The 25,427-nt window shown below is 43.8% G+C and carries 22 protein-coding genes and 8 tRNA genes; 14 read left to right on the top strand and 16 right to left on the bottom strand.

All coding sequences use genetic code 11. The annotated features are described in order from the left end of the window. Positions 1–305: 305 nt before the first annotated feature. From prmC to hemA, 3 genes are read right to left on the bottom strand one after another with little or no spacing between them, the layout of a single operon-like run. A complete protein-coding gene (gene prmC, locus RGE70_RS03795) occupies positions 306–1,148 on the bottom strand; it encodes a peptide chain release factor N(5)-glutamine methyltransferase (protein ID WP_310470213.1) in 843 nt (280 codons plus the stop codon). A gap of 43 nt (positions 1,149–1,191) precedes the next feature. Then, a complete protein-coding gene (prfA, locus tag RGE70_RS03790) occupies positions 1,192–2,277 on the bottom strand; it encodes a peptide chain release factor 1 (protein WP_310470212.1) in 1,086 nt (361 codons plus the stop codon). A gap of 13 nt (positions 2,278–2,290) precedes the next feature. Further along, positions 2,291–3,541, bottom strand: a complete 1,251-nt coding sequence (gene hemA / locus RGE70_RS03785) for a glutamyl-tRNA reductase (RefSeq protein ID WP_310470211.1) — start codon at positions 3,539–3,541, stop codon at positions 2,291–2,293. Positions 3,542–3,887: 346 nt separating this feature from the next. On the opposite strand from hemA, the gene lolB reads away from it, so the two are divergent. From lolB to RGE70_RS03770, 3 genes are all read left to right on the top strand, one after another. Then, entirely contained in the window at positions 3,888–4,475 is a 588-nt protein-coding gene (gene lolB, locus RGE70_RS03780; protein WP_310470210.1) for a lipoprotein insertase outer membrane protein LolB, read from the top strand. Then, a complete protein-coding gene (gene ispE, locus RGE70_RS03775) occupies positions 4,472–5,326 on the top strand; it encodes a 4-(cytidine 5'-diphospho)-2-C-methyl-D-erythritol kinase (protein ID WP_310470209.1) in 855 nt (284 codons plus the stop codon). Before lolB ends, ispE begins: the two co-directional genes overlap by 4 nt. A gap of 65 nt (positions 5,327–5,391) precedes the next feature. Continuing rightward, positions 5,392–6,339, top strand: a complete 948-nt coding sequence (locus RGE70_RS03770; protein ID WP_310470208.1) for a ribose-phosphate pyrophosphokinase — start codon at positions 5,392–5,394, stop codon at positions 6,337–6,339. A 320-nt stretch (positions 6,340–6,659) separates the two neighbouring features. Here the strand turns inward: RGE70_RS03770 and RGE70_RS03765 are convergent, their stop codons facing one another. The 12 genes from RGE70_RS03765 to RGE70_RS03710 all read right to left on the bottom strand — a co-directional run bounded on the left by RGE70_RS03765 (position 6,660) and on the right by RGE70_RS03710 (position 12,574). Then, the gene (locus tag RGE70_RS03765; protein WP_310470207.1) at positions 6,660–7,208 is read right to left on the bottom strand and encodes a YdeI/OmpD-associated family protein; all 549 of its coding nucleotides are present in this window, start codon (positions 7,206–7,208) and stop codon (positions 6,660–6,662) included. An 826-nt stretch (positions 7,209–8,034) separates the two neighbouring features. Next, positions 8,035–8,109, bottom strand: a tRNA-Gln gene (locus tag RGE70_RS03760). 30 nt (positions 8,110–8,139) lie between these two features. Then, a tRNA-Leu gene (locus RGE70_RS03755) sits at positions 8,140–8,224 on the bottom strand. 101 nt (positions 8,225–8,325) lie between these two features. Then, positions 8,326–8,400 (bottom strand) — tRNA-Gln (locus RGE70_RS03750). 50 nt (positions 8,401–8,450) lie between these two features. Next, positions 8,451–8,535, bottom strand: a tRNA-Leu gene (locus RGE70_RS03745). Positions 8,536–8,590: 55 nt separating this feature from the next. Beyond that, a tRNA-Met gene (locus RGE70_RS03740) sits at positions 8,591–8,667 on the bottom strand. A gap of 5 nt (positions 8,668–8,672) precedes the next feature. Next, positions 8,673–8,747, bottom strand: a tRNA-Gln gene (locus tag RGE70_RS03735). Between the two features lie 50 nt (positions 8,748–8,797). After that, positions 8,798–8,882 (bottom strand) — tRNA-Leu (locus RGE70_RS03730). Positions 8,883–8,994: 112 nt separating this feature from the next. Then, positions 8,995–9,071 (bottom strand) — tRNA-Met (locus tag RGE70_RS03725). Between the two features lie 413 nt (positions 9,072–9,484). Continuing rightward, complete coding sequence (ychF, locus tag RGE70_RS03720) at positions 9,485–10,576, bottom strand: redox-regulated ATPase YchF (protein WP_310470206.1); 1,092 nt, start codon at positions 10,574–10,576, stop codon at positions 9,485–9,487. Between the two features lie 52 nt (positions 10,577–10,628). After that, a complete protein-coding gene (gene pth, locus RGE70_RS03715; protein WP_310470205.1) occupies positions 10,629–11,213 on the bottom strand; it encodes an aminoacyl-tRNA hydrolase in 585 nt (194 codons plus the stop codon). Between the two features lie 221 nt (positions 11,214–11,434). Continuing rightward, positions 11,435–12,574, bottom strand: coding sequence for an FAD-dependent monooxygenase (locus tag RGE70_RS03710; RefSeq protein ID WP_375087929.1), 1,140 nt, complete (start codon positions 12,572–12,574; stop codon positions 11,435–11,437). 496 nt (positions 12,575–13,070) lie between these two features. Here RGE70_RS03710 and miaB point away from each other — a divergent pair, with 496 nt between their 5' ends. From miaB to lnt, 5 genes are all read left to right on the top strand, one after another. Then, entirely contained in the window at positions 13,071–14,498 is a 1,428-nt protein-coding gene (miaB, locus tag RGE70_RS03705) for a tRNA (N6-isopentenyl adenosine(37)-C2)-methylthiotransferase MiaB (protein WP_310470202.1), read from the top strand. 161 nt (positions 14,499–14,659) lie between these two features. Continuing rightward, on the top strand, positions 14,660–15,700 hold the full coding sequence (locus tag RGE70_RS03700) for a PhoH family protein (protein WP_310470201.1): 1,041 nt from the start codon (positions 14,660–14,662) through the stop codon (positions 15,698–15,700). Further along, positions 15,693–16,163: an rRNA maturation RNase YbeY gene (gene ybeY / locus RGE70_RS03695; protein WP_310470200.1), complete on the top strand. Its 471-nt coding sequence runs from the start codon at positions 15,693–15,695 to the stop codon at positions 16,161–16,163. Before RGE70_RS03700 ends, ybeY begins: the two co-directional genes overlap by 8 nt. A gap of 27 nt (positions 16,164–16,190) precedes the next feature. Next, positions 16,191–17,066 (top strand): CNNM family magnesium/cobalt transport protein CorC, encoded by an 876-nt coding sequence (corC, locus tag RGE70_RS03690; protein WP_310470199.1) that lies wholly within the window; start codon positions 16,191–16,193, stop codon positions 17,064–17,066. A 37-nt stretch (positions 17,067–17,103) separates the two neighbouring features. Then, positions 17,104–18,639, top strand: coding sequence for an apolipoprotein N-acyltransferase (lnt, locus tag RGE70_RS03685; protein WP_310470198.1), 1,536 nt, complete (start codon positions 17,104–17,106; stop codon positions 18,637–18,639). A gap of 380 nt (positions 18,640–19,019) precedes the next feature. On the opposite strand, the gene RGE70_RS03680 is transcribed toward lnt, so the two are convergent. After that, positions 19,020–19,520, bottom strand: coding sequence for a zinc ribbon-containing protein (locus tag RGE70_RS03680; protein ID WP_310470197.1), 501 nt, complete (start codon positions 19,518–19,520; stop codon positions 19,020–19,022). Positions 19,521–19,640: 120 nt separating this feature from the next. On the opposite strand from RGE70_RS03680, the gene leuS reads away from it, so the two are divergent. The 6 genes from leuS to rlmH all read left to right on the top strand — a co-directional run bounded on the left by leuS (position 19,641) and on the right by rlmH (position 25,355). After that, positions 19,641–22,220: a leucine--tRNA ligase gene (gene leuS, locus RGE70_RS03675; protein WP_310470195.1), complete on the top strand. Its 2,580-nt coding sequence runs from the start codon at positions 19,641–19,643 to the stop codon at positions 22,218–22,220. A gap of 57 nt (positions 22,221–22,277) precedes the next feature. Continuing rightward, on the top strand, positions 22,278–22,772 hold the full coding sequence (locus RGE70_RS03670; protein WP_310470193.1) for an LPS-assembly lipoprotein LptE: 495 nt from the start codon (positions 22,278–22,280) through the stop codon (positions 22,770–22,772). Next, the gene (gene holA / locus RGE70_RS03665; RefSeq protein WP_310470192.1) at positions 22,772–23,803 is read left to right on the top strand and encodes a DNA polymerase III subunit delta; all 1,032 of its coding nucleotides are present in this window, start codon (positions 22,772–22,774) and stop codon (positions 23,801–23,803) included. The genes RGE70_RS03670 and holA overlap by 1 nt, the downstream gene beginning before the upstream one ends. Before the next feature lie 2 nt (positions 23,804–23,805). Further along, positions 23,806–24,441, top strand: coding sequence for a nicotinate-nucleotide adenylyltransferase (gene nadD, locus RGE70_RS03660; protein WP_310472911.1), 636 nt, complete (start codon positions 23,806–23,808; stop codon positions 24,439–24,441). Positions 24,442–24,555: 114 nt separating this feature from the next. Then, positions 24,556–24,885, top strand: coding sequence for a ribosome silencing factor (gene rsfS / locus RGE70_RS03655; protein ID WP_310470190.1), 330 nt, complete (start codon positions 24,556–24,558; stop codon positions 24,883–24,885). Continuing rightward, positions 24,885–25,355, top strand: coding sequence for a 23S rRNA (pseudouridine(1915)-N(3))-methyltransferase RlmH (rlmH, locus tag RGE70_RS03650; protein WP_310470189.1), 471 nt, complete (start codon positions 24,885–24,887; stop codon positions 25,353–25,355). Before rsfS ends, rlmH begins: the two co-directional genes overlap by 1 nt. The last annotated feature ends 72 nt before the right edge of the window (positions 25,356–25,427 follow it).

The raw sequence follows: 25,427 nt of genomic DNA, 5'->3' as shown, positions 1-25,427 counted from the left end.
CTAGTGTACCCGATCCCCTTAACCATAACCAATATCCACCATGCTATTGCTACTAGAGTGCGTAAATTTTATACGCCTCTTAAATTAATGTGGATATACAGCGACCTTTTACAATCAGGAGTTGGCATGTGCGAGCGTATGGCTTGATCAATAATGCCTGCTGGTGAGCCATCATTTATATGCTAAATGCCACGTTTACAAGGTGAGTCAAGGCAAGTAGCAGTGGAACTGCACGAGATATGGCAGCTTTAAGCAATAAAAAAGGCACTATGCAGTGCCTTTATCAATGATCGGTAATCACTTTATTATCGCGGCCAACGGCCCATAGTACAGCGATCATTACTGCCAAAGTCTCGAACTGTTGCTACATTCTCATAGCCCAGCTCGGTTAACTTCTTTCTCAGTTCAATAGCTTGCTGATAACCATGTTCTAATAACAAATAGCCACCAGGTGCTAAATAATCTCGCGCACAAGCGGCAATATGAAATAGATCGGCAAAACCTTTTTGTGGTGCAGTTAAGGCGCTTTGCGGCTCAAACCGAACATCACCTTGCGATAGGTGCTCATCTTCTTCGTCAATGTAAGGCGGATTGGATACAATTAAATTAAAGTCATAACACTCAACTGCATCAAACCAATCACTTTGAAAAACATCAACTTGATCAAGCTTTAAATTGGTGCGATTTTCAATAGCTAACTCAACCGCGTCTTCAACTTTATCAATGGCGCACACTTGCCATTCGCTACGTTCATGCGCTAATGATAGCGCTATCGCGCCAGTTCCAGTTCCTAAATCTAGCACCTTCGCATTTGTCGCCAATGGCAAATTAAGTGCCGTTTCGACTAAAATTTCGGTGTCAGGCCTTGGGATCAAGGTTGTAGGGTTAACTCGAAATGGCAGTGACCAAAACTCTCTTTCACCAACAATATGCGCGATAGGGTTGCCGCGCAGACGCTTTGCCAACATCTCTTTAAACTCTGAGACCTGCTCACTACTGAGCTCTTTTTCAGGCCAAGTGTACAAATAACTACGAGGTTTATTAATAATATGAAGTAGCATCACTTCAGCATCTAATGATGCTGAATCTGAAATAGCATCTAACTGAGAAGAGGCCCATTTTAGGGCCCCTGATATAGTCAATAGCAAGGAATGTCCTTATTCAGAAGTTCTGGATAACTCAAAAGTTGAGTTAGTTGTCACCCAAAGCAGCTAGCATGTCAGCTTGGTTCTCTTGGATGAGCGGTTCAAGAACAGCATCTAAATCGCCTTCCATAAACTCATTCAAACGATAAAGTGTTAAGTTGATTCTGTGTTCACTAACTCGACCTTGAGGGAAGTTATAGGTACGAATACGTTCAGAACGATCACCACTTCCAACTAAGTTGCGGCGAGTACTTTCTTCAGCACTACGACGTTTTTCATCTTCAACAGCTTGAATTCGGGCAGATAACACACTCATCGCTTGTGCACGGTTTTTATGCTGCGAGCGTTGGTCTTGACACTCAACCACAATACCAGTTGGAATATGCGTTAAACGAATAGCAGAATCGGTTTTGTTGACGTGCTGTCCACCAGCTCCAGATGCCCTAAATGTATCAACTTTTAAGTCGCCTTTGTTGATTTCAATCGCTTCAGACTCTGGGACTTCTGGCAACACAACGACCGTACAAGCAGAAGTATGCACGCGGCCTTGAGATTCAGTTTCTGGTACACGCTGAACGCGGTGTCCGCCAGATTCAAACTTAAGTTTACCGTATACACCTTCACCACTGACTTTAGCGATAACTTCTTTAAAGCCACCGTGTTCGCCTTCGTTGGTGTTCATTATCTCTAACTGCCAGCGCTTACTTTCAACGTATTTACTGTACATGCGGAATAAGTCGCCCGCAAAAATAGCGGCTTCATCGCCACCCGCGCCAGCACGGATTTCAATAAAGCAGTTATTGTCATCATTAGGATCTTTAGGTAGCAACAGAATTTGCAACTCATCTTCAAGTACAGCAATCGCAGCCTTGGCCGCTTTGTACTCTTCTTGAGCCATCTCTTTTATTTCTGCGTCATCTTCTTCCATCATCTCTTTAGCAGAGTCGAGATCTTCCTCGGCTTGCTGATAAGATTTAAAAGAGCTGACCACTTCCTCTAATTGAGAATACTCTCTAGACAAGGCGCGAAAACGCTCCTGATCGGCAATCACACCCGCATCGCTTAATAACGCCAATACTTCTTCATTACGCTCAAGCAAGCCTTCAAGCTTGCGAATCACACTGTCCTTCATTAAAACGCTAACCTTAGTCTTTATCTAATCCGAGCACGGTTCTTAATTGTCCAAGTGAATTTAAATCACCTCGGCGACTCGCAGCAGTAAGCGCTTGGGTCGGTGCGTGGATCAATTTATTGGTCAGCTTATTAGCTAGCTCTAGCAACACTTGTTCACTATTGCCGCCTTGGGCCAATTTGTTGACCGCTCGCTCTACCAACTCATCTTTTATCGCCATACTATTGGTACGGTATTCACGGATACTGTCGACCGACTCTAATGAGCGGATCCACTCCATAAATTGATAAGATTGATCGTCTGCAATTAATTCTGCTTGCTCGGCAGCCTCTCTACGAGAAGCCATATTCTGTTCAATGATGCTTTGCAGGTCATCAACGGTATATAAGAACGCATCATCTAGATCCGCTACTTCAGCCTCAATATCTCGAGGAACTGCTATATCTACCAACAACATAGGTTGATGACGACGCTGCTTAAGCGCTTTTTCTACCATGCCTTTACCAATAATTGGCAAGGGGCTAGCCGTAGAGGATATCACGATATCGGCCTTAGGGAGAAAATCAGGTATCTGTTCAAGTGTAATCGCTGTCGCACCAAACTCTTCACACATGGCTTCAGCCCGAGAAACAGTTCTGTTTGCTACCACCATGGTTTTAACGCCATTGTCTTTTAAATGACGGGCAACTAACTCGATAGTCTCACCTGCTCCCACCAATAATACTTGCGTATTGCTGATGGAAGAGAAGATATGTTTCGCCATGCTAACCGCTGCAAACGCAACGGATACCGCTGCAGCACCAATTTCAGTTTCGGTGCGAATTTTCTTAGCCACCGAAAAAGTATTTTGAAATAAGCGGTCCATGGTTGCAGCAACTGTACCTGCTTCTTTAGCCTTTACAAATGACTGCTTAACTTGGCCTAAAATTTGTGGTTCGCCTAGAATCAACGAATCTAATCCTGCCGAGACTCGCATTAAATGTTTAACCGCTTCCTGATCTTCAAACTGATACAGGCATGGTTCAACATCGGCATGAGAAAGGTCGTGATATTCTTCCAGCCACTGTACGACATCGGCCCCTTTACCGTTATTACAGTATAGTTCGGTCCGATTACAGGTAGAGATAATTACAGCTTCACCCGACTGAGTGTGCGACGCAAGACTCTTCATAGCGTCATGAATTTTGTCTGGTGCGAAAGCGACTTTCTCACGAAGGTCGACCGTGGCCGTTTTATGATTTATTCCGATTGCTACAAGGCTCATTTGACTCGTTCTGGACTCTTGGGCATCTTATTTATGGCTGCCATTCTACTGAATTGGCCTTGTTAAAAACAGAATATGCTTAACAAAACCGAATAATAATCGTTGTTGGAACCCATTTTACAAACTAACGCCGATTTTTTAACCATTTAAACAAAGAAATAGCCATCATTGACAATAATTAATATGATGCAAATAGTTATTTTGCATACGGGCATTGGTAATTTATCCAAGCGCTCGTATCATAAGGGCTCTTTTGTATCAGTAATAGATGAATATTTTGAGCAGCTTCACAAAACACACTTATGTATGGGTGATATTGAGCTTTCTTTTAATAAGCGGTTGTTCAATGAACATACCTGACAACTTGGTGCCCGTATCGGTCAAGCAAGTCGAGCACGCCCAAGCATGGGAAATGCAGGGTAAGTTAGCTGTACGCACTGCTAGCGATAAATTTAGTACTAATTTGTACTGGTTGCACACTCATCATTCTGACGAGTTAAAACTAACTACAATGCTGGGCACAACGTTGCTGAACCTATCAAGCCAAAAAGGCCGTACCGTGTTAGAAGCCGATGGTAAAACCTATACCGACTCTGACGCGCAACGTTTACTTACGCGGATCACTGGTTGGACGCTCCCTATCGATACCTTGCCACTGTGGATCACAGGTCAGCTTAGTGATGACGACAACATCATTGAGGTCGATAGCCAAAACCGCCCTAAAACTGTCAGCCACGATAGCCAATTACCCGCTTGGAAAATCAGCTACAAGAGCTGGCAAACCCAAAGTGGTGCAGAACTACCGCGCCTACTCGATGTAACACGAGATGACATTCGCCTTAAGATTCAAATAAACCAATGGCAAGCTCTGAGCCCTGAAACTGATATAAAAACTAATCGTCCGCACCCACATTCTAACGAGCCAGTTTTATGACCGCATCCCGCTCTTCAGGCTGGCCAGCACCAGCCAAACTTAACCTATTTTTACACATCAATGGTCGCCGAGATGACGGTTACCATGAGCTACAAACCTTATTTCAATTTGTAGACCACTGTGATTACCTTGATTTTAAGGTGACCAATGAACCGGCGCTGGTATTACACTCCAATATGTCTGAAGCTGTCGCAGATAACGATAACTTAATTCTACGTGCCGCAAAATCATTACAAAAGCAAACAAAATGCCAACTTGGGGCTGAAATTTGGCTCGATAAACGCTTACCTATGGGTGGCGGTTTAGGTGGTGGTTCATCTGATGCTGCGACCACTTTAGTGGCGTTAAATGCACTGTGGAAACTCAATTTACCTACCGAAAGGCTTGCTGAAATAGGCCTAGAACTTGGTGCTGATGTACCTGTTTTTATTAAGGGTTTATCTGCATTTGCCGAAGGCGTTGGCGAACAATTACAAGCTGTAACGCCAGCAGAGTATTGGTACCTTGTCTTAGTTCCTGACGTGCATGTGTCAACTGCCGATATTTTCCAAGACCCAGACCTCCCTCGTGACACGCCAAAGTTAACGTTAGATTCTTTAATGAGCAATCCTTGGTCAAATGACTGCCAAGAATTGGTCGTTAAACGTCACCCTCAAGTTGCCAAAACCTTAGCGTGGCTGCTAGAATATGCGCCGTCAAGAATGACCGGAACCGGAGCATGTGTTTTTGGTCAATTCGAGCAAGAGCAGCAAGCAAACGATGTTTTGGCTAAATTGCCAGCATCGATTAAGGGCTTTGTTGCAAAAGGAAAAAATATATCGCCATTAATGCTGAGATTAGCTCAGCATTAACTATACGACTGGGATATATCTAAATCCCAGTTTCTACCATGAAGCATACGCCTGAGGTCCATACAGTGCCTGACATTAAACTTTTTGCCGGTAACGCAACACCTAGTCTCGCGAAGAAGATAGCCGATCGTCTATTTTGTAAACTTGGAGACGCAGAAGTAGGCGTTTTCAGTGACGGCGAAATCAGTGTCCAGATTAATGAAAATGTACGTGGTGCGGATGTGTTCATCATTCAATCTACTTGTGCACCAACTAACGATAACCTAATGGAACTGATCGTTATGGTTGATGCACTTCGCCGTGCTTCAGCTGGTCGTATTACAGCCGTTATCCCTTACTTCGGTTATGCACGCCAAGATCGTCGTGTTCGCAGTGCTCGTGTACCTATTACTGCTAAAGTTGTTGCAGACTTCCTATCAAGCGTTGGTGTTGACCGCGTATTGACTTGTGACTTGCACGCTGAGCAAATTCAAGGTTTCTTCGACGTACCAGTTGATAACGTTTTCGGTAGCCCAGTGTTACTTGAAGATATGATAGCTAAAAATCTAGACAACCCAGTTGTAGTTTCACCTGATATCGGTGGTGTTGTACGTGCTCGTGCAGTAGCTAAGTTATTAGATGATTCAGATCTAGCGATCATTGACAAACGTCGTCCACAAGCAAACGTTGCTCAAGTAATGCACATAATCGGTGACGTTCAAGGCCGTGACTGCATCATTGTTGATGACATGATTGATACAGGCGGAACACTTTGTAAAGCTGCTGAAGCGCTGAAAGAGCACGGTGCAAACCGCGTTTTTGCTTATGCAACTCACCCAGTATTTTCAGGTAACGCTGCTAAAAACATCGCAGAATCAGTGATTGATGAAGTGATTGTGACTGATACGATTCCATTAAGCCCTGAAATTGCGGCGCTTAATAAAGTATCACAGCTTACAATGTCTACATTGATGGCTGAAGCCATTCGTCGCGTCAGCAACGAAGAATCAATTTCGGCAATGTTTAAGCACTAATTACACTTTAATTGAAATGTAATTAGGCTTAATGCTGAAAATAAAAACGCACTCTACTGAGTGCGTTTTTTGTTTAACAGGGGTTAAAATCTTAATCAGTAGCTCAACAAGGGCGCCATACTGCCCTAACCACAGCCGTAAATAACAATGATGACCTTTGCCACAAATACCTGAGTGTAAGAGCCCACAGTTCGATACATCACAAGCTAGAATGACTCTCATAACTAATGACCCTATACCCGATGAACGTCATAGCACAATAGCACTTAGAATGTGCCTTTCTCGTTAACAACAGCAAATCAGCTAGCCTGTGTTAACCATTATTTGGGCTTTTGTCCGTTCTCTAGCATATCCATGAATTGAGTAAACCGTCTGAGTCTAGTCGCAGGTTTCTTGGCACTTAATAATCCATGTGCAATAACATACCGACTCGATTTATTGAGCGTGTCGAAAAATACTTTAGCATTTGGCTTAGCTTCTAGCGCGATACTAAAGTCTGATGGGAGCTCTATTTCACTTGCAACATAAGCATTTTGCCAACGACCGTCTTCTTTTGCAGCACGAATGTGTACGAGGCCGGCTTCCATCATCCGCATTTCATTTATCAAACGCTCAGCATGCTCAGTGTTTCTTTTTGACCAATTGCTACGTGGTTTTCTGGGACTTATACGCTGAAGGTAAGCTCGGTTATCAATTGTTTTCTTAACACCGTCGATCCAGCCCCAACACAAAGCCTCGATAACGACATCATTCCAAGTGACGCTATGTATTCCAGTACCTTTCTTGTATATTTTCACCCACAGTTCACTTTCACAGGCGTAATTAGACTTAAGCCAAAGGCTGAGTTCAGTTGGCGTTGCAAATGTCATTATTTTCGATGGTTTCGGTTCAAGCACCAATTTATAACCTCATCAATATAGCTAGCCACATGGGCTAAGCTCCCTTAATACAGCTCAAAGTGCTGAACAAGCTTGCAGCCAGTAATACTTGATAGTTTTACCTCGCATACCAGCATCTTGCTAGATTCAAATAGCTCTAATATCGACGCCATATAGCCAGTATAGCTTGCTAACAAAATGAATCAGATCAGTGAAAGCTCTAATATTCAAAACTCAGTGACTTTCTATACCCAAATACAATATCGCATTGAGCGGCGCTTAGTAACTGGCGCACAATGTTATAAAGCCAACCTTACTAAGCAATCACAAGCTTCGACATTCAATGTTGAAACAAATACTGCCTCAGTAATGCTCAATGCCATGATTAATATATTCATGGCCACAAAAGTAAATCAGACTCGAAGCCTGATTTTTAATCTTAACCCCTAGTTCATAAACTCAATAGATTGCAAGCAACTGGCAATGTAACGAACTGCCATACAGGACAAAAGGTTTTGCACTAGTTTACGCAGCAGTGCTTTACCTTTTATGGAACGGTTCGCTGTGACTCGAGCTAGAAATATTAAGTATCACTATATATCAACGCCTTTATTTCAGGCTGAAATAGTGTTGCAACAGATGCAGTAAAGTGAATAAGTGAGTGCTACTGGCTAAGCGCAGGTAGGCTGAGGATCTGCCGCACATTGTACAGTAGGTAGATGCATAGCAAGTAGTCGGCCTATGTAATAGACAAAGTACAAGTTCTTTAAATAACAGAAAGCAAAAAGCCCGTCTAATAAGACGGGCTTTCTGTTTATGGCTGGGATACCAGGATTTGAACCTGGGAATGCCGAGATCAAAACCCGGTGCCTTACCGCTTGGCGATATCCCAATTAACTCTTTAAAACATATTAAAATTCGATGGTACGGGAAGAGAGACTTGAACTCTCACACCTTACGGCACCAGAACCTAAATCTGGCGTGTCTACCAATTCCACCACTCCCGCATCGAACTTTACTGTAGGTTGCCCTACTTCATCATTATAACACCAAGCAACGAATTACTTTTTGTTATGCTGACAAGGTCAATAAATTAACCTTTAAAAAATGGCTGGGATACCAGGATTTGAACCTGGGAATGCCGAGATCAAAACCCGGTGCCTTACCGCTTGGCGATATCCCAATAAAACTATGTTGCTAATAACAAGTCGTAACTCATTACTTTAAAATAAATGGTACGGGAAGAGAGACTTGAACTCTCACACCTTACGGCACCAGAACCTAAATCTGGCGTGTCTACCAATTCCACCACTCCCGCACTACATCAAGTTTACATCCTGATTAAGATGACTCATTTTACATCTAGAGAAAGATGGTAGCAATGGCGGGACTTGAACCTGCGACCCCAGCATTATGAGTGCTGTGCTCTAACCAGCTGAGCTACATTGCCAAAGATGGCTGGGATACCAGGATTTGAACCTGGGAATGCCGAGATCAAAACCCGGTGCCTTACCGCTTGGCGATATCCCAATTAATCTTTCTTACTAGTAACGAGCATTGCTCATTACTTTTTAAATAAATGGTACGGGAAGAGAGACTTGAACTCTCACACCTTACGGCACCAGAACCTAAATCTGGCGTGTCTACCAATTCCACCACTCCCGCACTACATCAAGTTATCATCCTGATTAAGATGTTGCCAACCCTATTTCTGATTTCGTAAATCAAGTTCACTTATCAACTAGTCGGCCATTCTCACTTTTACATCTTGAGAAGATGGTAGCAATGGCGGGACTTGAACCTGCGACCCCAGCATTATGAGTGCTGTGCTCTAACCAGCTGAGCTACATTGCCATCTCTTTCTTGTCCCTCTCAGTGAGGAACGGGGCGTATTATGCTTATTCAGAGTATGTAGGTCAACTGCTTTTTTCCGCTAATTTAAACTAACTTCACTGTTCGGCTATTACTTCGCCAAACTGAGCAACAGATGTGCAATACATCTCAGTTTAGACACAATTTTAGGCTACAAAAATGATATTTTCTAACTTAAGTACACTAAAAATTTGTTAACCCAAGCTAATTATCGACTCAATAAAAGCACGTTGTGCCTACAAGGCGCTTGTTTTTGAGCTAAAACGCCTCCCTGAAAAACAAAAACGCAGCGCTAAAAATCTTTTCAGCGCTGCGTTTAATTATTTTAAGGCTATGGTGGCGATTTAAAGCCAATAACCGCTATTTTAAAAGTTAGGCCAAAACGCCATCAACTCTTATACGTTAAATAGGAAATGCATAACATCGCCATCTTTAACTATGTATGTTTTGCCTTCTGCACGCAGTTTACCTGCCTCTTTCGCGCCAGCTTCACCTTTATGAGTAATGAAGTCTTCATACGCCATAACTTGGGCGCGAATAAAGCCACGTTCAAAGTCGGTATGGATCACGCCAGCGGCCTGAGGAGCGCTAGCACCTATTTTAACAGTCCATGCACGTACTTCTTTTACACCTGCAGTAAAGTAGGTTTGCAAAGTCAGTAAGTTGTAACCAGAACGGATCACACGATCAAGGCCTGGCTCTTCAAGGCCAAGATCAGCCATGAACTCTTCACGGTCATCAGCGTCCATTTCAGCAAGCTCTGACTCAATTGCAGCACATACAGCTACAACGACAGAGTTTTCTTCGGCAGCAATCGCATTAACGATATCTAAATGAGGGTTATTTTCAAACCCGTCTTCAGAAACGTTAGCAATATACATCGTTGGCTTAATCGTTAAGAAGTTTAAGTAAGCAACCGCCTCTAGTTCTTCTTTACTTAGCTCCATTGAACGCAGCATTTTGCCTTCATCTAATACAGGGCGCATTTTTTCAAGTACTGCTACTTCAAACTTAGCATCGGCATCACCGCCTTTAGCACGCTTAGCTTGGCGAGTAATCGCACGCTCACATGAGTCTAAATCGGCAAGTGCTAGTTCAGTGTTGATCACTTCGATATCGCTTGCTGGGTCAACCTTGTTGGCTACGTGAACAATGTTGTCATCTTCGAAACAACGTACAACATGACCAATAGCGTCAGTTTCACGGATGTTAGCTAAGAACTTGTTACCAAGACCTTCACCTTTAGAAGCACCCGCAACCAAACCGGCAATATCAACAAATTCCATTGTGGTTGGCAATACACGCTCAGGTTTTACAATTTCAGCAAGTGCATCAAGTCTTGGATCCGGTACAGGAACGATGCCTGTGTTTGGTTCAATAGTACAGAACGGGAAGTTAGATGCTTCGATGCCTGCTTTAGTTAACGCATTAAAAAGTGTTGATTTACCAACATTTGGCAGGCCTACGATGCCACATTTGAAACCCATATTATTACCTTTATATCAATGAATAACTCGCCGCGTTGCGTCGAGCATTTGTTTAAGCTTTAAAAGAATGCAACCTGTGCATCGCCTTTGCCATATTTTCGTTAAATAAGATCTCTGTTGAACGCACAGCTTCATCTATTGCTGCGTTCATCAGCTCTTGATCTGTAGGAGCTGCTTTACTGAGTACATAATTGCTGACCTGATTCTTATCACCAGGATGCCCAATACCAATCCGCAACCGGTAAAAACCTTTATCATTTGCCAATTTAGCAATGATGTCTTTCAAGCCATTATGGCCGCCATGGCCACCGCCTAATTTAAACTTAGCAATACCCGGCGGAATATCGAGCTCATCATGGGCAACGAGAATTTCTTCTGGGGCGATACGAAAGAAATTCGCTAACGCGCCAACCGACTTACCACTTAGATTCATAAAGGTTGTCGGGATCAATAAGCGAACATCTTTACCATGTAACGTCACTCTAGCCGTCATGCCAAAGTACTTACTGTCTAATGTTAACGTTGCGCCACATACTCTAGCGAGCTCTTCAACGTACCACGCACCTGCGTTATGACGTGTTCGTTCATACTGCGCGCCGGGATTTGCTAACCCAACAATAAGTTTTATATTGCTCATAATACTCAGTCTGTATTTACTTATTCATTTTTTGCCGCCATAGGCCACAAAATTAAAAACGCGGCATTTTAGCACTCAAAGCCCGAGTCAACAAATTATACGCAAAATTGATGCAATCTGATGTTAAAATCGGCCATATTGCCAAGCAGTGCTTAGCCCAAACAAAAACGAAAAGCGTATTTAAGCTTTCCGTTTCTTTTTATGCCAGCCAACATTTGGCGTTAAAACCCTAATGCGTATTTAAGGACATGCTTTTTAATCGGGCTGTCTACATTTGCTAACTTCAGCGCTCCGTTTCGTAATAACTTTAAGGGTAAAAAGTCGTTACTGAAACTGGCGTAAAACATATCCATAGCGCTCATCATCAATAGGTTATCGCGATATCGGCACGTCTGATATTGCTCTAGCACTGCCCGGTTCCACCAGCCGCCTTCAAGTTTTAAGTTTGACTCTACAGTTGTTATCAGCGCCTCAACATCTTTAAAGCCAAGGTTAACCCCCTGCCCTGCAAGTGGGTTTATGGTATGCGCTGCATCACCTAAAATGACAACGTTATCGCGGTAATAACGCTCTGCGTGACGCCGAGTTAGCTTAAAGCTGGCTTTACTGACTACGGTAAAATCGCGGTCAAGGCGGTCTGGAAAGTGCTGGTCTATTTGCTTTTTTAACGCCACGTTATTTAGCTGCGAAAGTTGAGTGATGCGGCTTGCATCGTCATACCAAACTAACGAGGCATTATTACCAGGTAATGGCAATAATGAACGCGGCCCCGTAGGTGTAAACTGTTGCCATGTAACATCTTGCTCCTCTTCGCCGGTAGCGATATTGATAAGCATTGCACTTTGGCTGTAATCCCAACCCGTGATACCAATTTTAGCCCACTGCCTAACATACGAATTAGCGCCGTCGGCACCAATGAGTAAGCGGGCAGAAAAAGCCTGTCCGTCCTCTAGACCAATATCAATAACAGCATCATTTGAACGCACAAGGCTGCTAATTTTTACGGGGCAAAACAGCGTAACATTGTCCAACTGTGCCATTCGATGCCACAAAGATAATTGGATCAATCGGTTTTCAACAATATGACCTAGGTGCGACGTGGCAATTTGGTCTGCGTGAAACTGGGTAATGCAGCCATCTAACTCCCATGTTTCGAGCCCTTTATAAGCAACCTGACGCATGGTGCTAAGATAGTCTAACGCCCCAAGGCGCTGCAATAATGCTTCTGACGCAGCACTAATTGCCGATACTCTTAAATCCAACGGTTGCGAACTGTCATAAGGTTTAGGTGCAAACGCTTCAACCACGGCCACTGTTAAGCCTAATTGCGCCAAGCCAATTGCAGTGGCTGCACCGACCATTCCACCGCCAACAACCACGGCATCGAAAATAATATTGTTATTCTTTGGCTGTTCCACTAAACCTTGACTCCCGAAAGATGGCACTGATATTGGGTCAAGTTTACACTCAAATACTGGGTTATAGACCTTTTACATAACAAAATTTGTGCAATTTGTTTGTTCTTTATCAAAGGCAAAGGTGCTTTGCATTTTAAAGAGTCTATGTTTACTGCAGGACACCGTACTGTTATGAGTCATTAACCGAAAGACCTTTATTAGGCGCCCCTAAAAAGCACATCACAGTTCGATATAAGACTTTGTAATGATAAAAACACAACCTTGCATTACAAGCGGTTACCAACTAACCCGAACCCAACCTAGACCATTGAACACTATAAGGCTAATAGCGTTAGCAGAATAATTTCACTCAAACATAGGCCAAATGCTAGCCAGCAGCACTTAGAAGCGTTAAAATATTCCGCTATTTTTTCGGTGCTTCTTAGAGTGATAAAAACTGATGAGTAAAAAACTCCATATTAAAACTTGGGGCTGTCAAATGAATGAGTACGACTCATCAAAGATGGCTGACCTTCTCGACGAATACGAGGGCTACACGCTAACAGACAGTGCTGAAGAAGCCGACGTGTTGTTGTTAAACACCTGCTCTATTCGTGAGAAAGCACAAGAAAAAGTTTTTCATCAGCTTGGGCGCTGGAAAACATTAAAAGATAAAAAACCAGGACTAATTATTGGTGTTGGTGGTTGCGTTGCCTCACAAGAAGGTAAAGCGATTAAAGAACGCGCTCAGTGCGTTGATCTCATTTTTGGCCCGCAAACATTGCATCGCCTGCCTGAAATGATTGACCAAATCAAAGACGGTAAAAAAGCAGTAATCGACGTTAGTTTCCCTGAAATTGAAAAGTTCGATAGCCTACCTGAGCCACGTGCTGACGGCCCTAGCGCTTATGTATCAATCATGGAAGGCTGCAGTAAATACTGCTCTTTTTGTGTGGTACCTTATACACGCGGTGAAGAAGTTAGCCGTCCATTGGACGATATTATTCTTGAAATTGCCCAATTGGCGGCTCAAGGTGTTCGTGAAGTCAACCTGCTAGGTCAAAACGTTAACGCATATCGCGGCGCAACACACGATGATGAAATCTGTACTTTTGCAGAACTATTACGTTACGTTGCCGCAATTGATGGTATTGACCGCTTACGCTTTACCACCAGCCACCCAATTGAGTTCACACAAGACATCATTGATGTTTATGAAGATACCCCTGAATTGGTCAGCTTTTTACATCTGCCAGTTCAATCTGGTTCAGATTTAATTCTAACGCAGATGAAACGTGGCCATATGGCAATCGAATATAAGTCTATTATTCGCCGCCTACGTAAAGCGCGTCCAGATATCCTTATAAGCTCTGACTTTATCATTGGCTTCCCTGGTGAATCTAAGCAAGACTTTGCTGACACCATGAAACTGATTGAAGAAATTCAATTTGACCATAGCTTTAGTTTTATCTACAGCGCACGTCCTGGTACTCCGGCTGCCGATTTACCTGATGATGTTAGCCTGGAAGAGAAAAAAGAGCGCTTAGCTATTTTACAAGACCGCATTACTCAGCAAGCCATGCGTTATAGCCGCCAAATGCTTGGTACGGTTCAGCGTATTTTAGTTGAAGGCCCATCGGTTAAGAACCCAATGGAACTTCGCGGCCGAACTGAAAACAGCCGTGTAGTAAATTTTGAAGGTAAACCTGAGCACATTGGCGGTTTTGTTGACGTTGAAATTGTAGACGTATACACCAACTCTTTACGCGGAGTATTTGTACGCGCAGAAGATGAAATGGATTTACGTCGCGATCTACGTCCGTCAGACATCATGGCAAAATACAAACACGATGATGCACTAGGTGTAACACAGTTTACTCCTTCTTAATCGCAATCAGTTTAATAAGGTAAACTTGTCTATGAGGCGGCATCTAAGATGCCGCTTTTTTCATCTCAAACGGCATTGATAAATACCATTCGCATTTATCAATTATCGCTCGTAAACTAGACTACTCACGCTCAATATCATTCTTGAATTTGGAGTTATTTTTGTCAAACAAGCTAACGACGCTCAACCTCTATTTAGAGCCTGCTGAAACCCGTAGACTCGCTTCGCTATGTGGGCCTTTTGATGACAATATTAAACAATTAGAACGCCGTGTAGGCGTGGAGATAAGCTACCGAAACAATCACTTTCAGATTGTTGGTATCCCCAAAAATTGTTTAACGGCCAATAATTTATTACGAGATTTGTATATTGAAACGCAGCCTCTAAAAGGCAGCACTCCAGATCTTGAGCCCGATACGGTGCATATGGCCATTCAAGAGGCAATTGCATTAGAGATGGAAGCTCCTCGCGACGAAACAGAGCTGTACATCAAAACCAAGCGCGGAGTTATTAAACCGCGTAATCCTAACCAAAGTGATTATGTGCGTAACATCAGCACCCATGATATTAGCTTTGGTATTGGTCCAGCCGGCACAGGGAAAACTTATTTGGCCGTCGCTGCAGCTGTTGATGCACTCGAACGCCAAGATGTACGCCGTATATTATTAACTCGTCCAGCCGTTGAAGCTGGCGAGAAACTTGGTTTTTTACCTGGTGATTTAAGCCAGAAAGTCGATCCTTACTTACGCCCACTTTATGATGCACTGTTTGAAATGATGGGCTTTGAAAAGGTCGAACGCTTAATAGAGCGTAATGTGATTGAAGTGGCGCCGCTTGCTTATATGCGCGGTCGCACACTCAATGACGCTTTTATCATTCTCGATGAAAGCCAAAACACCACTGTAGAGCAGATGAAAATGTTTTTAACCCGTATTGGGTTTAATTCACGCGCGGTGATCACCGGCGACATAACGCAAATCGATCTACCTAAACACCAAAAATCTGGCTTACGTCACTCAATTGAAGTGTTGGGAGAGGTTGTTGAAATAAGCTTTAACTTTTTCCAAGCCAAAGATGTTGTTCGACATCCAATTGTAGCTCGAATTGTTGAGGCCTATGAAGCGTTCGATTTGAAAAGCCAGAGCAGCAAAGGCAACAAAGACAGTCAATACCAACTACAGGTAACACCAAATAATGAGTAATCCTCAAGCAAACATTGAGCTTGACCTACAAATTGCTGTTGAAGGGGTTGAACTCCCTGACGCTGGACAGTTTGAACTTTGGGTAAAAACAGCACTCAGAGAAACAATGGCACACGCTGAGTTAACGATTCGCATCGTTGATGCAGCCGAAAGCCAAACGCTTAACAGTACCTACCGCGGAAAAGACAAACCAACAAATGTATTGTCTTTTCCATTTGAAGCACCACCAGGTATTGAACTACCGCTGCTAGGCGACCTTGTGGTCTGTGCAGCAGTGGTAGAGCAAGAAGCAATCGATCAAAACAAAACCCTTACCGCACATTGGGCGCACATGATTGTACATGGATGTCTTCATCTGCTAGGGTATGATCATATTGAAGATGTTGAGGCTGAAGAGATGGAGTCAATAGAGACCCAACTAATTGAAAGCCTTGGTTATAACAATCCTTATGAGGAACTATAATTGACTTGAAAGAGTCAATAAAACACTATGAGTGACGATATCCCACCGAGTACCAACGCCTCCAAGAAAGGCTGGTTGGTAAAAGTAAGTCAGTTATTCCAGGGCGAACCCCAAAATCGCGAAGACTTGGTTGATGTAATACATGACGCAGAACTGCGTGAGGTGATCAGCGAAGACACGCGAGAAATGATAAAAGGTGTATTAGAGGTCTCCGATCTTCGAGTACGGGATATTATGATCCCACGCGCGCAAATCGTAGCACTTCAAATAGACAATACAGTGGAGGAACTACTCTCTACTGTAATAGGCTCGGCACACTCCCGCTTTCCCGTAGTCAATGAAGATAAAGATCATATTGAGGGTATTTTACTCGCAAAAGATCTGCTTCAGTATGGCTTTAAAAACAGTGAAAAGCCTTTTGAACTTGGACAGGTTATCCGTCCAGCAGTGGTAGTACCTGAAAGTAAACGGGTCGACGTGCTGTTGAAAGAGTTCCGTTCACAACGTTACCATATGGCAATTGTCGTCGACGAATACGGCGGAGTGTCTGGTTTGGTGACGATTGAAGATATTCTCGAAGAGATTGTCGGTGATATTGAAGACGAGTTTGATCACGATTCTGCAGAAGAGACAGAAATCAAACAAATCTCAAAGCAAGTCTTTATGGTTAAAGCATTAACACCGGTTGATGACTTTAATGACGCATTTGCTACTCAGTTTAGTGATGAAGAGTTTGACACCGTTGGTGGCTTAGTTTCACATGCTTTTGGCCACCTGCCAGAACGTGATGAAAAAGTCATGATTGATGGTATTGAATTTACAGTCGTCAATGCTGATACCCGCAGATTGATCCAGTTACGCGTGAAATTCCCCGATAAAACTGTTTCTGAGACAACGTCCTAGCCGTTGAATCTCTAACAGCCCCCAATGATGAGGCGGTATGCTGAGTAAATTACGGGCATCCGCCCATCATTTCTATCTAAAAATGTTGCTAGCCTTCGCGGCTGGTGCCATCACGGCGTTAGCTTTTGCGCCCTATTCCTACTGGCCATTGTATTTAATCGCCATGGCATTTGCCATACACCAAAGTGCTGGCCTATCTGCTAAGCAAGGTGGCTATTACTGGTTAAGTTTCGGTTTTGGCAGCTTTGCTATTGGTATTAGCTGGGTGCACGTGAGTATGGATACTTTTGGTGGTATGCCACTCATAGTATCAATCGCTTTAATGGCTTTGCTGGCTCTGTATTTAGCTATTTACCCAGCCATTACGGGTTATGTACTGCAAAAATTAGCACCAACCACCAGCTTAACCCGCAATATAGTACTGTTTCCAGCGTTATGGACACTAACAGAGTGGGCCCGGGGTTGGATGCTGACAGGGTTTCCGTGGCTTTGGGCTGGCTACAGTCAAACTCAAGGCCCGCTAAAACCAATAGCGTCTATGGCTGGCACCTTAGGTTTGAGCTTTATTGTGGCATTAATTGCAGGCGCATTAGCACTTTGCATTGTTAAACGCTGGCGCAGTGCTGTTGTCATTATTCCCATAACGGCAGTGCTACTATTTATTGCACCTTACACTTCGACAGTCGAACCAAAAGGCGAGGAGCTGAGCGTTGCCCTTGTGCAAGGCAATATTGCACAGAGCATGAAATGGCAGCCCGATGCTCTATGGCCCACCATGCTTAAATATATGGATTTGTCACGTGCGAAATTTGCTGCCGATCTTATTATTTGGCCCGAAGCTGCGATCCCCGCGCCTGAGCATATGGTGAAAGACTTTCTCTATAATGCTAACCAAGCCGCCAATTTAAATAACAGCGCGATTATCACCGGGATAATAAGTCAACGAGGTGACAGTTTTTACAACTCACTCATCGTTTTAGGTAATTATCATGCCAAGCAACAGGCTAAGGCAGATTATTACGGCGAAGCCGACAACGAATTTAGAAAACATCACCTGCTTCCAATTGGTGAGTTTGTACCGCTAGAGGCGTTATTACGCCCGCTCGCGCCATTCTTTAATCTACCCATGTCGTCATTCGATAGAGGTGACTTTAAGCAAGATAACCTCAATGCAGTTGGGCACCAGATCTCGCCAGCAATTTGCTACGAAATTGCTTTTCCTGAACAGTTACGTGCCAATATGAATGACAACACTGATCTGCTATTAACCGTCTCTAACGATGCTTGGTTTGGTACTTCAAACGGGCCGTTACAACATATGGAAATAGCTCAAATGCGCTCAGTTGAGCTTGGTCGCCCTTTAGTGCGCGCAACCAATAACGGCCTGACTGCAGTCGTTAATGAGCAAGGTGTCATCACTCATCAGCTACCGCAATTTGAAACCGGCGTGCTCACAGCTAATATTCCGCTAGTTCAAGGTCGCACCTTGTTTACCCTAGTGGGTCAGTGGCCAGTACTGATATTAAGCTTTTTACTGTTTTTTGCGGTATTAGCTAACAGACTTAAGCCATGAGCTAACATCAGCACATACCATGTAAGTTAGCGCTCGCTAATTCCATTGAGTTTGCGGTCACTAATATACAATCATTATGAGGGATACTTTGCAGTGATACTAGCAAGGCTAGCGTCACTGCTAAAATCTGAGCTATCAATGTGTACAGGTAGGAATTAGAGGTGCCTAAACAGGTATACCTAATTTAAAGCGCAGTAATCATCTAGAGTAAGTGCAGGTTCAAACGGCGATAAATGCTAGTTCTTCGATGAATGCAGCCGCAATCAACCACTTCACGCCGCATTGCAAGCAATGTCACAAGCTCTTATCGACATCAAATTAGCCCCTATTTAATTAAAACAGAGGCTAGTGTTAAAGCGAGTATGTACTTACCAACGCGATTATGGTGCTAACGCTTCTCGAGTAAACAGGCTGTGGTCGCATTCAATACAATCAGGTAATACACTCGGAAATTCAATTTTAGTCTCATGACCACAAGCGGCACAAACCATCGTTCCTTGCCCTACTATCTCACCTGTTTGATACTGGCCTTGATGTTTAAAATCTTGAACAACCTCATGCCATTCCAGCTGACTTCTATCGGTGATTTCGCTTAACCAATGCCACAGTGTATTTTCAATCGTGATCATTGTTGGACTATGATTGAGGTCTTTCGCATTTTTCTCTTGTAAAAAGCTTGCGATATCACGTTTTAAAAATTGTTCAACCAAAGCCAGCTCTTCTTCCTTGGCTTGTTGTTTTATCGCTAAAAACTGTTTAGAACTTTGAGTCTGTCGATACAAACTCTTAACTGTCAAAGAGTTATCCTTACTGTACTGCTCTTTTATTTGTTGAAAAAGAGCCTCGTAAAGCGAAAGTAGCGCGGTAGATTGTTCACTCATAGTAAATACTCCTTCAACGAACCTTTTTAATGACTCACTTCTAGTTTATTCTATGTCGATATAACTCGCGTAGAAATGGCGCGAGATCAAACAATGGGCGGCATGGCCGGAAATAGATTGATGCAAGAACTATATACTCCTTCTGAAATTGAAGCAAAAGTGCAACAGCACTGGAAAGACCAAAAGACATTTGAAGTTACTGAAGATGAAAATAAAGAAAAGTTCTACTGCCTTTCTATGTTTCCATACCCTTCAGGTCGACTACACATGGGCCATGTTCGTAACTACACCATCGGTGATGTGGTTGCTCGCTACCAACGTCTGCAAGGCAAAAATGTCCTACAACCTATTGGTTGGGATTCTTTCGGCCTGCCAGCAGAAAACGCAGCGATTAAGAACAACACGGCACCAGCGCCTTGGACTTATGAAAACATCGATTACATGAAAAACCAGCTTAAAATGCTTGGTTTTGGCTATGACTGGTCACGTGAAATCGCCACTTGTACACCAGAGTACTACCGTTGGGAACAATGGTTCTTCACTAAGCTTTACGAAAAAGGCCTAGTTTACAAAAAGACATCATCAGTCAACTGGTGTCCAAACGATGAAACCGTACTGGCTAACGAACAAGTCATTGACGGTTGCTGCTGGCGCTGTGATACCACTGTTGAACAAAAAGAGATCCCGCAGTGGTTCATCAAAATAACTGAATATGCTGACGAACTACTTACCGACATCGATAAGCTAGACCAGTGGCCTGAACAAGTTAAGACTATGCAACGCAACTGGATCGGCCGTAGCGAAGGCATAGAAATGACGTTTAAGGTTGCAGACAGTGACCAGAGCTTCGATATCTATACTACTCGTCCAGATACTGTAATGGGCGTGACATACGTAGCGATTGCTGCCGCTCACCCATTAGCTGCGCAAGCTGCTGCAAATAACCCAGCATTAGCTGAGTTTATCGAAGAGTGTAAAAACGCTGATACTACCGAAGCGGCCATGGCTGCAATGGAGAAAAAAGGCGTTGCTACCGGCCTTTATGCCATTCACCCACTGACTGGCAAAGAAGTCCCTATTTGGGTGGGTAACTTTGTATTAATGAACTATGGTACTGGCGCGGTAATGTCTGTACCAGCCCATGACCAACGTGATTACGAATTTGCTAAAAAATACGATTTAAACATCGAAGGTGTCGTTAAGCCAGTTGATAGCGAACTTGATATCAGCGAAGAAGCTTACACTGAAAAAGGTGTTTTGTTTAACTCTGGTGAATTTGACGGTCTTAATTTCCAAGCCGCATTTGATGCCATTGACGCAAAACTCACAGCAGAAGGCAAAGGTAAGCGTCAAGTTAACTTCCGCCTTCGTGACTGGGGTGTTTCACGTCAACGTTACTGGGGCGCACCAATCCCAATGGTGACACTAGCTGACGGCACTGTCATGCCAACACCTGAAGATCAGTTACCGGTTATTTTGCCAGAAGATGTGGTAATGGACGGGATCCAAAGCCCAATCAAAGCTGACAAAGAGTGGGCCAAGACTCAGGTAAACGGTCAAGAAGCCTTCCGCGAAACCGACACCTTCGATACATTCATGGAGTCATCGTGGTACTACGCACGTTACTGTAGCCCGCATGCAGACGAGATGCTCGACCCAGCTAAAGCTAACTACTGGTTACCAGTAGATCAGTACATTGGTGGTATTGAACATGCGTGTATGCACCTATTGTACTTCCGCTTCTTCCATAAGTTATTGCGTGATACTGGCCTAGTGAACTCAGACGAGCCAGCCAAACGTCTACTAACTCAAGGTATGGTACTAGCAGACGCTTACTACTATAACAACGAGAAAGGTGCGCGAGTTTGGGTATCGCCAAGCGACGTAACTGTACTTGAAACGGATGACAAAGGCCGTACTGTAAAATCGGTTGATAGCGAAGGTCATGAACTGGTTTATACCGGTATGAGCAAGATGTCAAAATCGAAAAACAACGGTATTGACCCACAAGAGATGGTTGATAAATATGGCGCGGATACCGTTCGCCTATTTATGATGTTTGCTGCGCCGCCAGAGCTAACACTAGAGTGGCAAGAGTCGAGTGTTGAAGGTGCGCATCGCTTTATTAAACGTTTGTGGAAAACAGCACATGACCATGTTGCTGCAGGCCCAACCGTAGCACTTGATGTTAAATCACTAAACGCCGCTCAAAAAGAGCTACGTCGTGAATTACACAAGACCATTGCTAAAGTGGGCGATGATATTGAACGCCGTCAAATGTTCAACACTGCTATCGCGTCTGTAATGGAGCTGATGAACCGCCTACAAAAGGCACCAACTGAGTCAGAACAAGACAGAGCATTAATGCAAGAAGCATTAAGCGCTGTAACGCGTCTACTTTACCCAATCATTCCACATACTAGCTTTAGCTTATGGAACGAACTAGGCAACCCTGGGGCAATTGAAGACGTACTTTGGCCAGAAGTTGACGAATCAGCACTCGTTGAAGATAGTAAGCTGATTATCGTGCAAGTTAATGGCAAGCTTCGCGCCAAAATTACTGTTGCAGCCGATGCCAGCAAAGAAGTAGTTGAAGCAACCGGTATGGCAGAAGAAGGTGTGATTAAACACACTGAAGGTAAAACCGTGCGTAAAGTTATCTACATTCCGGGCAAATTGCTCAACATCGTAGCCAACTAACGCCAGCTTAATTGCGTTGCAACTAACTATGCAAACAAGGAAGACTAAACAAAGCTTATGCTAATTAAACGCATATTTTTAGCAACCTTAGCACTGAGCGTAATGCTCAGTGCGGGTTGCGGCTTTAAATTACAGGGTAGCTATTCTATCCCTGAGCAATTGCAAACATTGAGCCTAACCAGCCAAGACGAATACAGTGAGCTGACCCGTCTAGTGCGCGAACGGTTAAGGCTGAGCAGTATTGCGATTGTCGAGCCAGCAGATAACATCCCGACCGTCCGCATCATAAGTGACTCACTAGATCGCTCTACCCTGTCTATTTACCCTACCGGTAATGTGGCCGAGTACGAATTAAACTACCAAGTCTCTTTTGCCGTGCAACTACCTGATGCTGAGTCTCAGCGTTTTGAAGTCGAGATCCACCGTGATTACTTAGATGATCCCCGCACAGCGTTAGCCAAGAGTCGTGAGATGCAATTACTACTCAAAGAGATGCGTAACCAAGCGGCCGATCGTATTATCCAAACCTTGGCTGCTACAGAGGTAAATTGATGCGGGTATACCCAGATCAATTGCTGCGAAACATCAGCCCGCTCCCACAATGTTGCCTAATTTTTGGTGACGACCCTTGGTTATGCGAGCAAAGCCGTAGTGCTTTATATCAAGTGGCCAAGAAGCAAGGTTTCGATGAAAAAATCCAGTTAACCCAAGAAACGGGTTTTAGTTGGAATGAATTAATCGAACAATGGCAAGCAATGAGCTTGTTCTCGAGTCGCCGTATTATTGAGCTTACACTACCAACAGCCAAACCGGGCACAGAAGGTAGCGCGATGTTTCAATCGTTAATGCAGATGGATAACCCAGATGTATTATTGGTTTTAACCGGCCCTAAATTGGCGGCCGAACAGACCAAGAGTAAATGGTTCAAGTCGCTCGATGCTAAAGGCATTTATGTACCTTGCATTACTCCTGAGGGAACTCAGTTTCAACGTTGGCTAGATGGCAGAATAACCCATTATGCACTCAACGTAACGCGAGACTCGCGTGAAATGCTATTTGCGTTATATGAAGGAAATCTACTGGCCGCAGACCAAGCTTTACAGCTGTTACAGTTGCTAAGCCCAACCGCGCCAATTGAACCCGAGCACCTGAGCCAATACTTTGAAGACCAATCACGCTTTAGCGTGTTTCAACTAACCGACGCCATGCTGACAAACCAGCAAGATAAAGCGCAACATATGTTGTCACAGCTAAAAAGTGAAGGCGTGGCTATGCCAATAATACTGTGGTCATTATTTAAAGAGCTAACCGTACTGTTTCAACTTAAATCTGCGCAGTCCCAAGGCGGCTCAATACAAAGTCTTTGGAGCAAACTGAGAATTTGGGATAAACGCAAACCCCTATACCAAAGTGCACTGCAACGTTTAACGCTTGAGCAAATTGAAACACTATTGTCAAAGTCATCCACCATTGAATTACGGTTGAAACAACAAGGCATTGAAGACTGGACCGGCCTTAGCCACATCAGTTTACTATTCGATGCTAGAGCGCATAAAGTACTTGAACATATCGCGCTCGATTAATGATGAAAATTGGCATACTCGGCGGCACATTCGACCCATTACACTTCGGCCATATACGCCCAGCCATTGAAGTTAAGCAACAACTTGAGCTAGATGAAATCTGGCTCATGCCCAACCATATCCCCCCTCATAAAAACACCACACATGTAAGCACTGTAGACAGGCTAGCAATGGCGCAAGCCGCATGTGAGCAATATCCAGAACTAAAATTGTGCACCATTGAAGCTAAGCGAGACACGCCGTCTTATACGGTAACGACCCTTACCACCCTCAAACAGCAATATCCGCAGCATGAATTTTACTTCCTGATGGGAATGGATTCGTTTTTAAGCTTACAAAGCTGGCACCAATGGCAACGCTTATTCACGCTATGCCATTTAGTGGTGTGTCAACGGCCAGGTTGGCAATTGTCCGCCGACCATCCAATGCAAGCGATTATCACTGCACAAGAAGCAAATACAGTGGTTAACGCCACCAGCAAAAGCGGTAACATCTTTCAGGTACCAATCACTGAGCAACCCTTTTCTTCAACCCAAATTAGGGCTAACCTGGCTCAGCAATTACCAACTGATGCAGCTTTACCAGCCTCGGTTCAACAGTATATTGCTCAACACCAGTTATATAGTTCAAAGGCTTAGTGAGCGCTAAAAAAAACTTCGGCTCTAAAATCACTATTTCTAATCTTCGCTATTAATCTACTACCTATAACCTGCTATACTATCGCGCTGTCTAAAAGTTAATGGAGTGTCCGCGTGGAAAGCGCCGAGCTAAAGCAATTTGTAATCGATAAGGTTGAAGACCTTAAAGCCAAAGATATTGTCGTAATGGACGTATCTGAGAAGTCTAACATCGCCGATTTTATGGTGGTTTGTTCAGGTAACTCTAAAACTCACGTAAAATCAATCGCTGAAAACTTAGTGGTTGAATCTAAACGCGCTAACCTAAATATTTTAGGTGTAGAAGGTCGTGAAAGCAGTGAATGGGTTCTTGTTGACCTAGGTGATGTGATCATGCACGTAATGCAAGAGCAAACACGTGAATTCTACCAGCTTGAAAAGCTTTGGTCAGAAAAACCTGAATAATGAAAATTCAGTTAGTTGCAGTAGGGACCCGCATGCCAGATTGGGTCGAAATAGGTTTTAAAGAATACCAGCGCCGCTTTCCTCGAGATATGGCGCTTGAATTAGTTGAAATCCCAGCTGGCAAACGCGGTAAAAATGCCGATATAGCTCGCATCCTCCAAAAAGAGGGCGAGTTAATGTTGGCGGCTGTCCCGAAGGGTAACCACATTGTCAGCCTTGACCTTCCAGGTAAAAACTTGAAGACTCCGGAACTGGCGCAGCAGATGAACAAATGGCTACTCGATGGCCGTGATGTCAGTCTGCTTATTGGTGGTCCTGAAGGCCTATCTCCCGACTGTAAAAAAGCAGCAGCACAAAGCTGGTGCTTATCAGCGTTAACCCTCCCTCATCCGTTGGTCCGAGTGATTGTTGCCGAAAGCCTTTATCGAGGCTGGAGTATCAATAATAATCACCCATACCATAGAGAATAGTATCGACTTTACATTCAGTTAGTCTTACCTTTACAGGAATAAGATATGTGCCTGGCACCTTTTTTTGAGCAG

The sequence above is a fragment of the Shewanella youngdeokensis genome (assembly GCF_033180165.1).
Taxonomy (GTDB): Bacteria; Pseudomonadota; Gammaproteobacteria; order Enterobacterales; family Shewanellaceae; genus Shewanella; species Shewanella youngdeokensis.
Note: the sequence above shows the minus strand (reverse complement) of the source record. Positions and strands in the feature narration are given on the sequence as shown.

What these genes read in the sequence shown, in the direction of transcription:
- prfA (WP_310470212.1), bottom strand. Translation starts at nt 2,277, where the DNA reads ATGAAGGACAGTGTGATTCGCAAGCTTGAAGGCTTGCTTGAGCGTAAT.
- hemA (WP_310470211.1), bottom strand. Translation starts at nt 3,541, where the DNA reads ATGAGCCTTGTAGCAATCGGAATAAATCATAAAACGGCCACGGTCGAC.
- lolB (WP_310470210.1), top strand. Translation starts at nt 3,888, where the DNA reads ATGAACATACCTGACAACTTGGTGCCCGTATCGGTCAAGCAAGTCGAG.
- ispE (WP_310470209.1), top strand. Translation starts at nt 4,472, where the DNA reads ATGACCGCATCCCGCTCTTCAGGCTGGCCAGCACCAGCCAAACTTAAC.
- RGE70_RS03765 (WP_310470207.1), bottom strand. Translation starts at nt 7,208, where the DNA reads ATGACATTTGCAACGCCAACTGAACTCAGCCTTTGGCTTAAGTCTAAT.
- ychF (WP_310470206.1), bottom strand. Translation starts at nt 10,576, where the DNA reads ATGGGTTTCAAATGTGGCATCGTAGGCCTGCCAAATGTTGGTAAATCA.
- pth (WP_310470205.1), bottom strand. Translation starts at nt 11,213, where the DNA reads ATGAGCAATATAAAACTTATTGTTGGGTTAGCAAATCCCGGCGCGCAG.
- RGE70_RS03710 (WP_375087929.1), bottom strand. Translation starts at nt 12,574, where the DNA reads ATGGTCGGTGCAGCCACTGCAATTGGCTTGGCGCAATTAGGCTTAACA.
- miaB (WP_310470202.1), top strand. Translation starts at nt 13,071, where the DNA reads ATGAGTAAAAAACTCCATATTAAAACTTGGGGCTGTCAAATGAATGAG.
- ybeY (WP_310470200.1), top strand. Translation starts at nt 15,693, where the DNA reads ATGAGTAATCCTCAAGCAAACATTGAGCTTGACCTACAAATTGCTGTT.
- corC (WP_310470199.1), top strand. Translation starts at nt 16,191, where the DNA reads ATGAGTGACGATATCCCACCGAGTACCAACGCCTCCAAGAAAGGCTGG.
- lnt (WP_310470198.1), top strand. Translation starts at nt 17,104, where the DNA reads ATGCTGAGTAAATTACGGGCATCCGCCCATCATTTCTATCTAAAAATG.
- RGE70_RS03680 (WP_310470197.1), bottom strand. Translation starts at nt 19,520, where the DNA reads ATGAGTGAACAATCTACCGCGCTACTTTCGCTTTACGAGGCTCTTTTT.
- leuS (WP_310470195.1), top strand. Translation starts at nt 19,641, where the DNA reads ATGCAAGAACTATATACTCCTTCTGAAATTGAAGCAAAAGTGCAACAG.
- RGE70_RS03670 (WP_310470193.1), top strand. Translation starts at nt 22,278, where the DNA reads ATGCTAATTAAACGCATATTTTTAGCAACCTTAGCACTGAGCGTAATG.
- holA (WP_310470192.1), top strand. Translation starts at nt 22,772, where the DNA reads ATGCGGGTATACCCAGATCAATTGCTGCGAAACATCAGCCCGCTCCCA.
- nadD (WP_310472911.1), top strand. Translation starts at nt 23,806, where the DNA reads ATGAAAATTGGCATACTCGGCGGCACATTCGACCCATTACACTTCGGC.
- rlmH (WP_310470189.1), top strand. Translation starts at nt 24,885, where the DNA reads ATGAAAATTCAGTTAGTTGCAGTAGGGACCCGCATGCCAGATTGGGTC.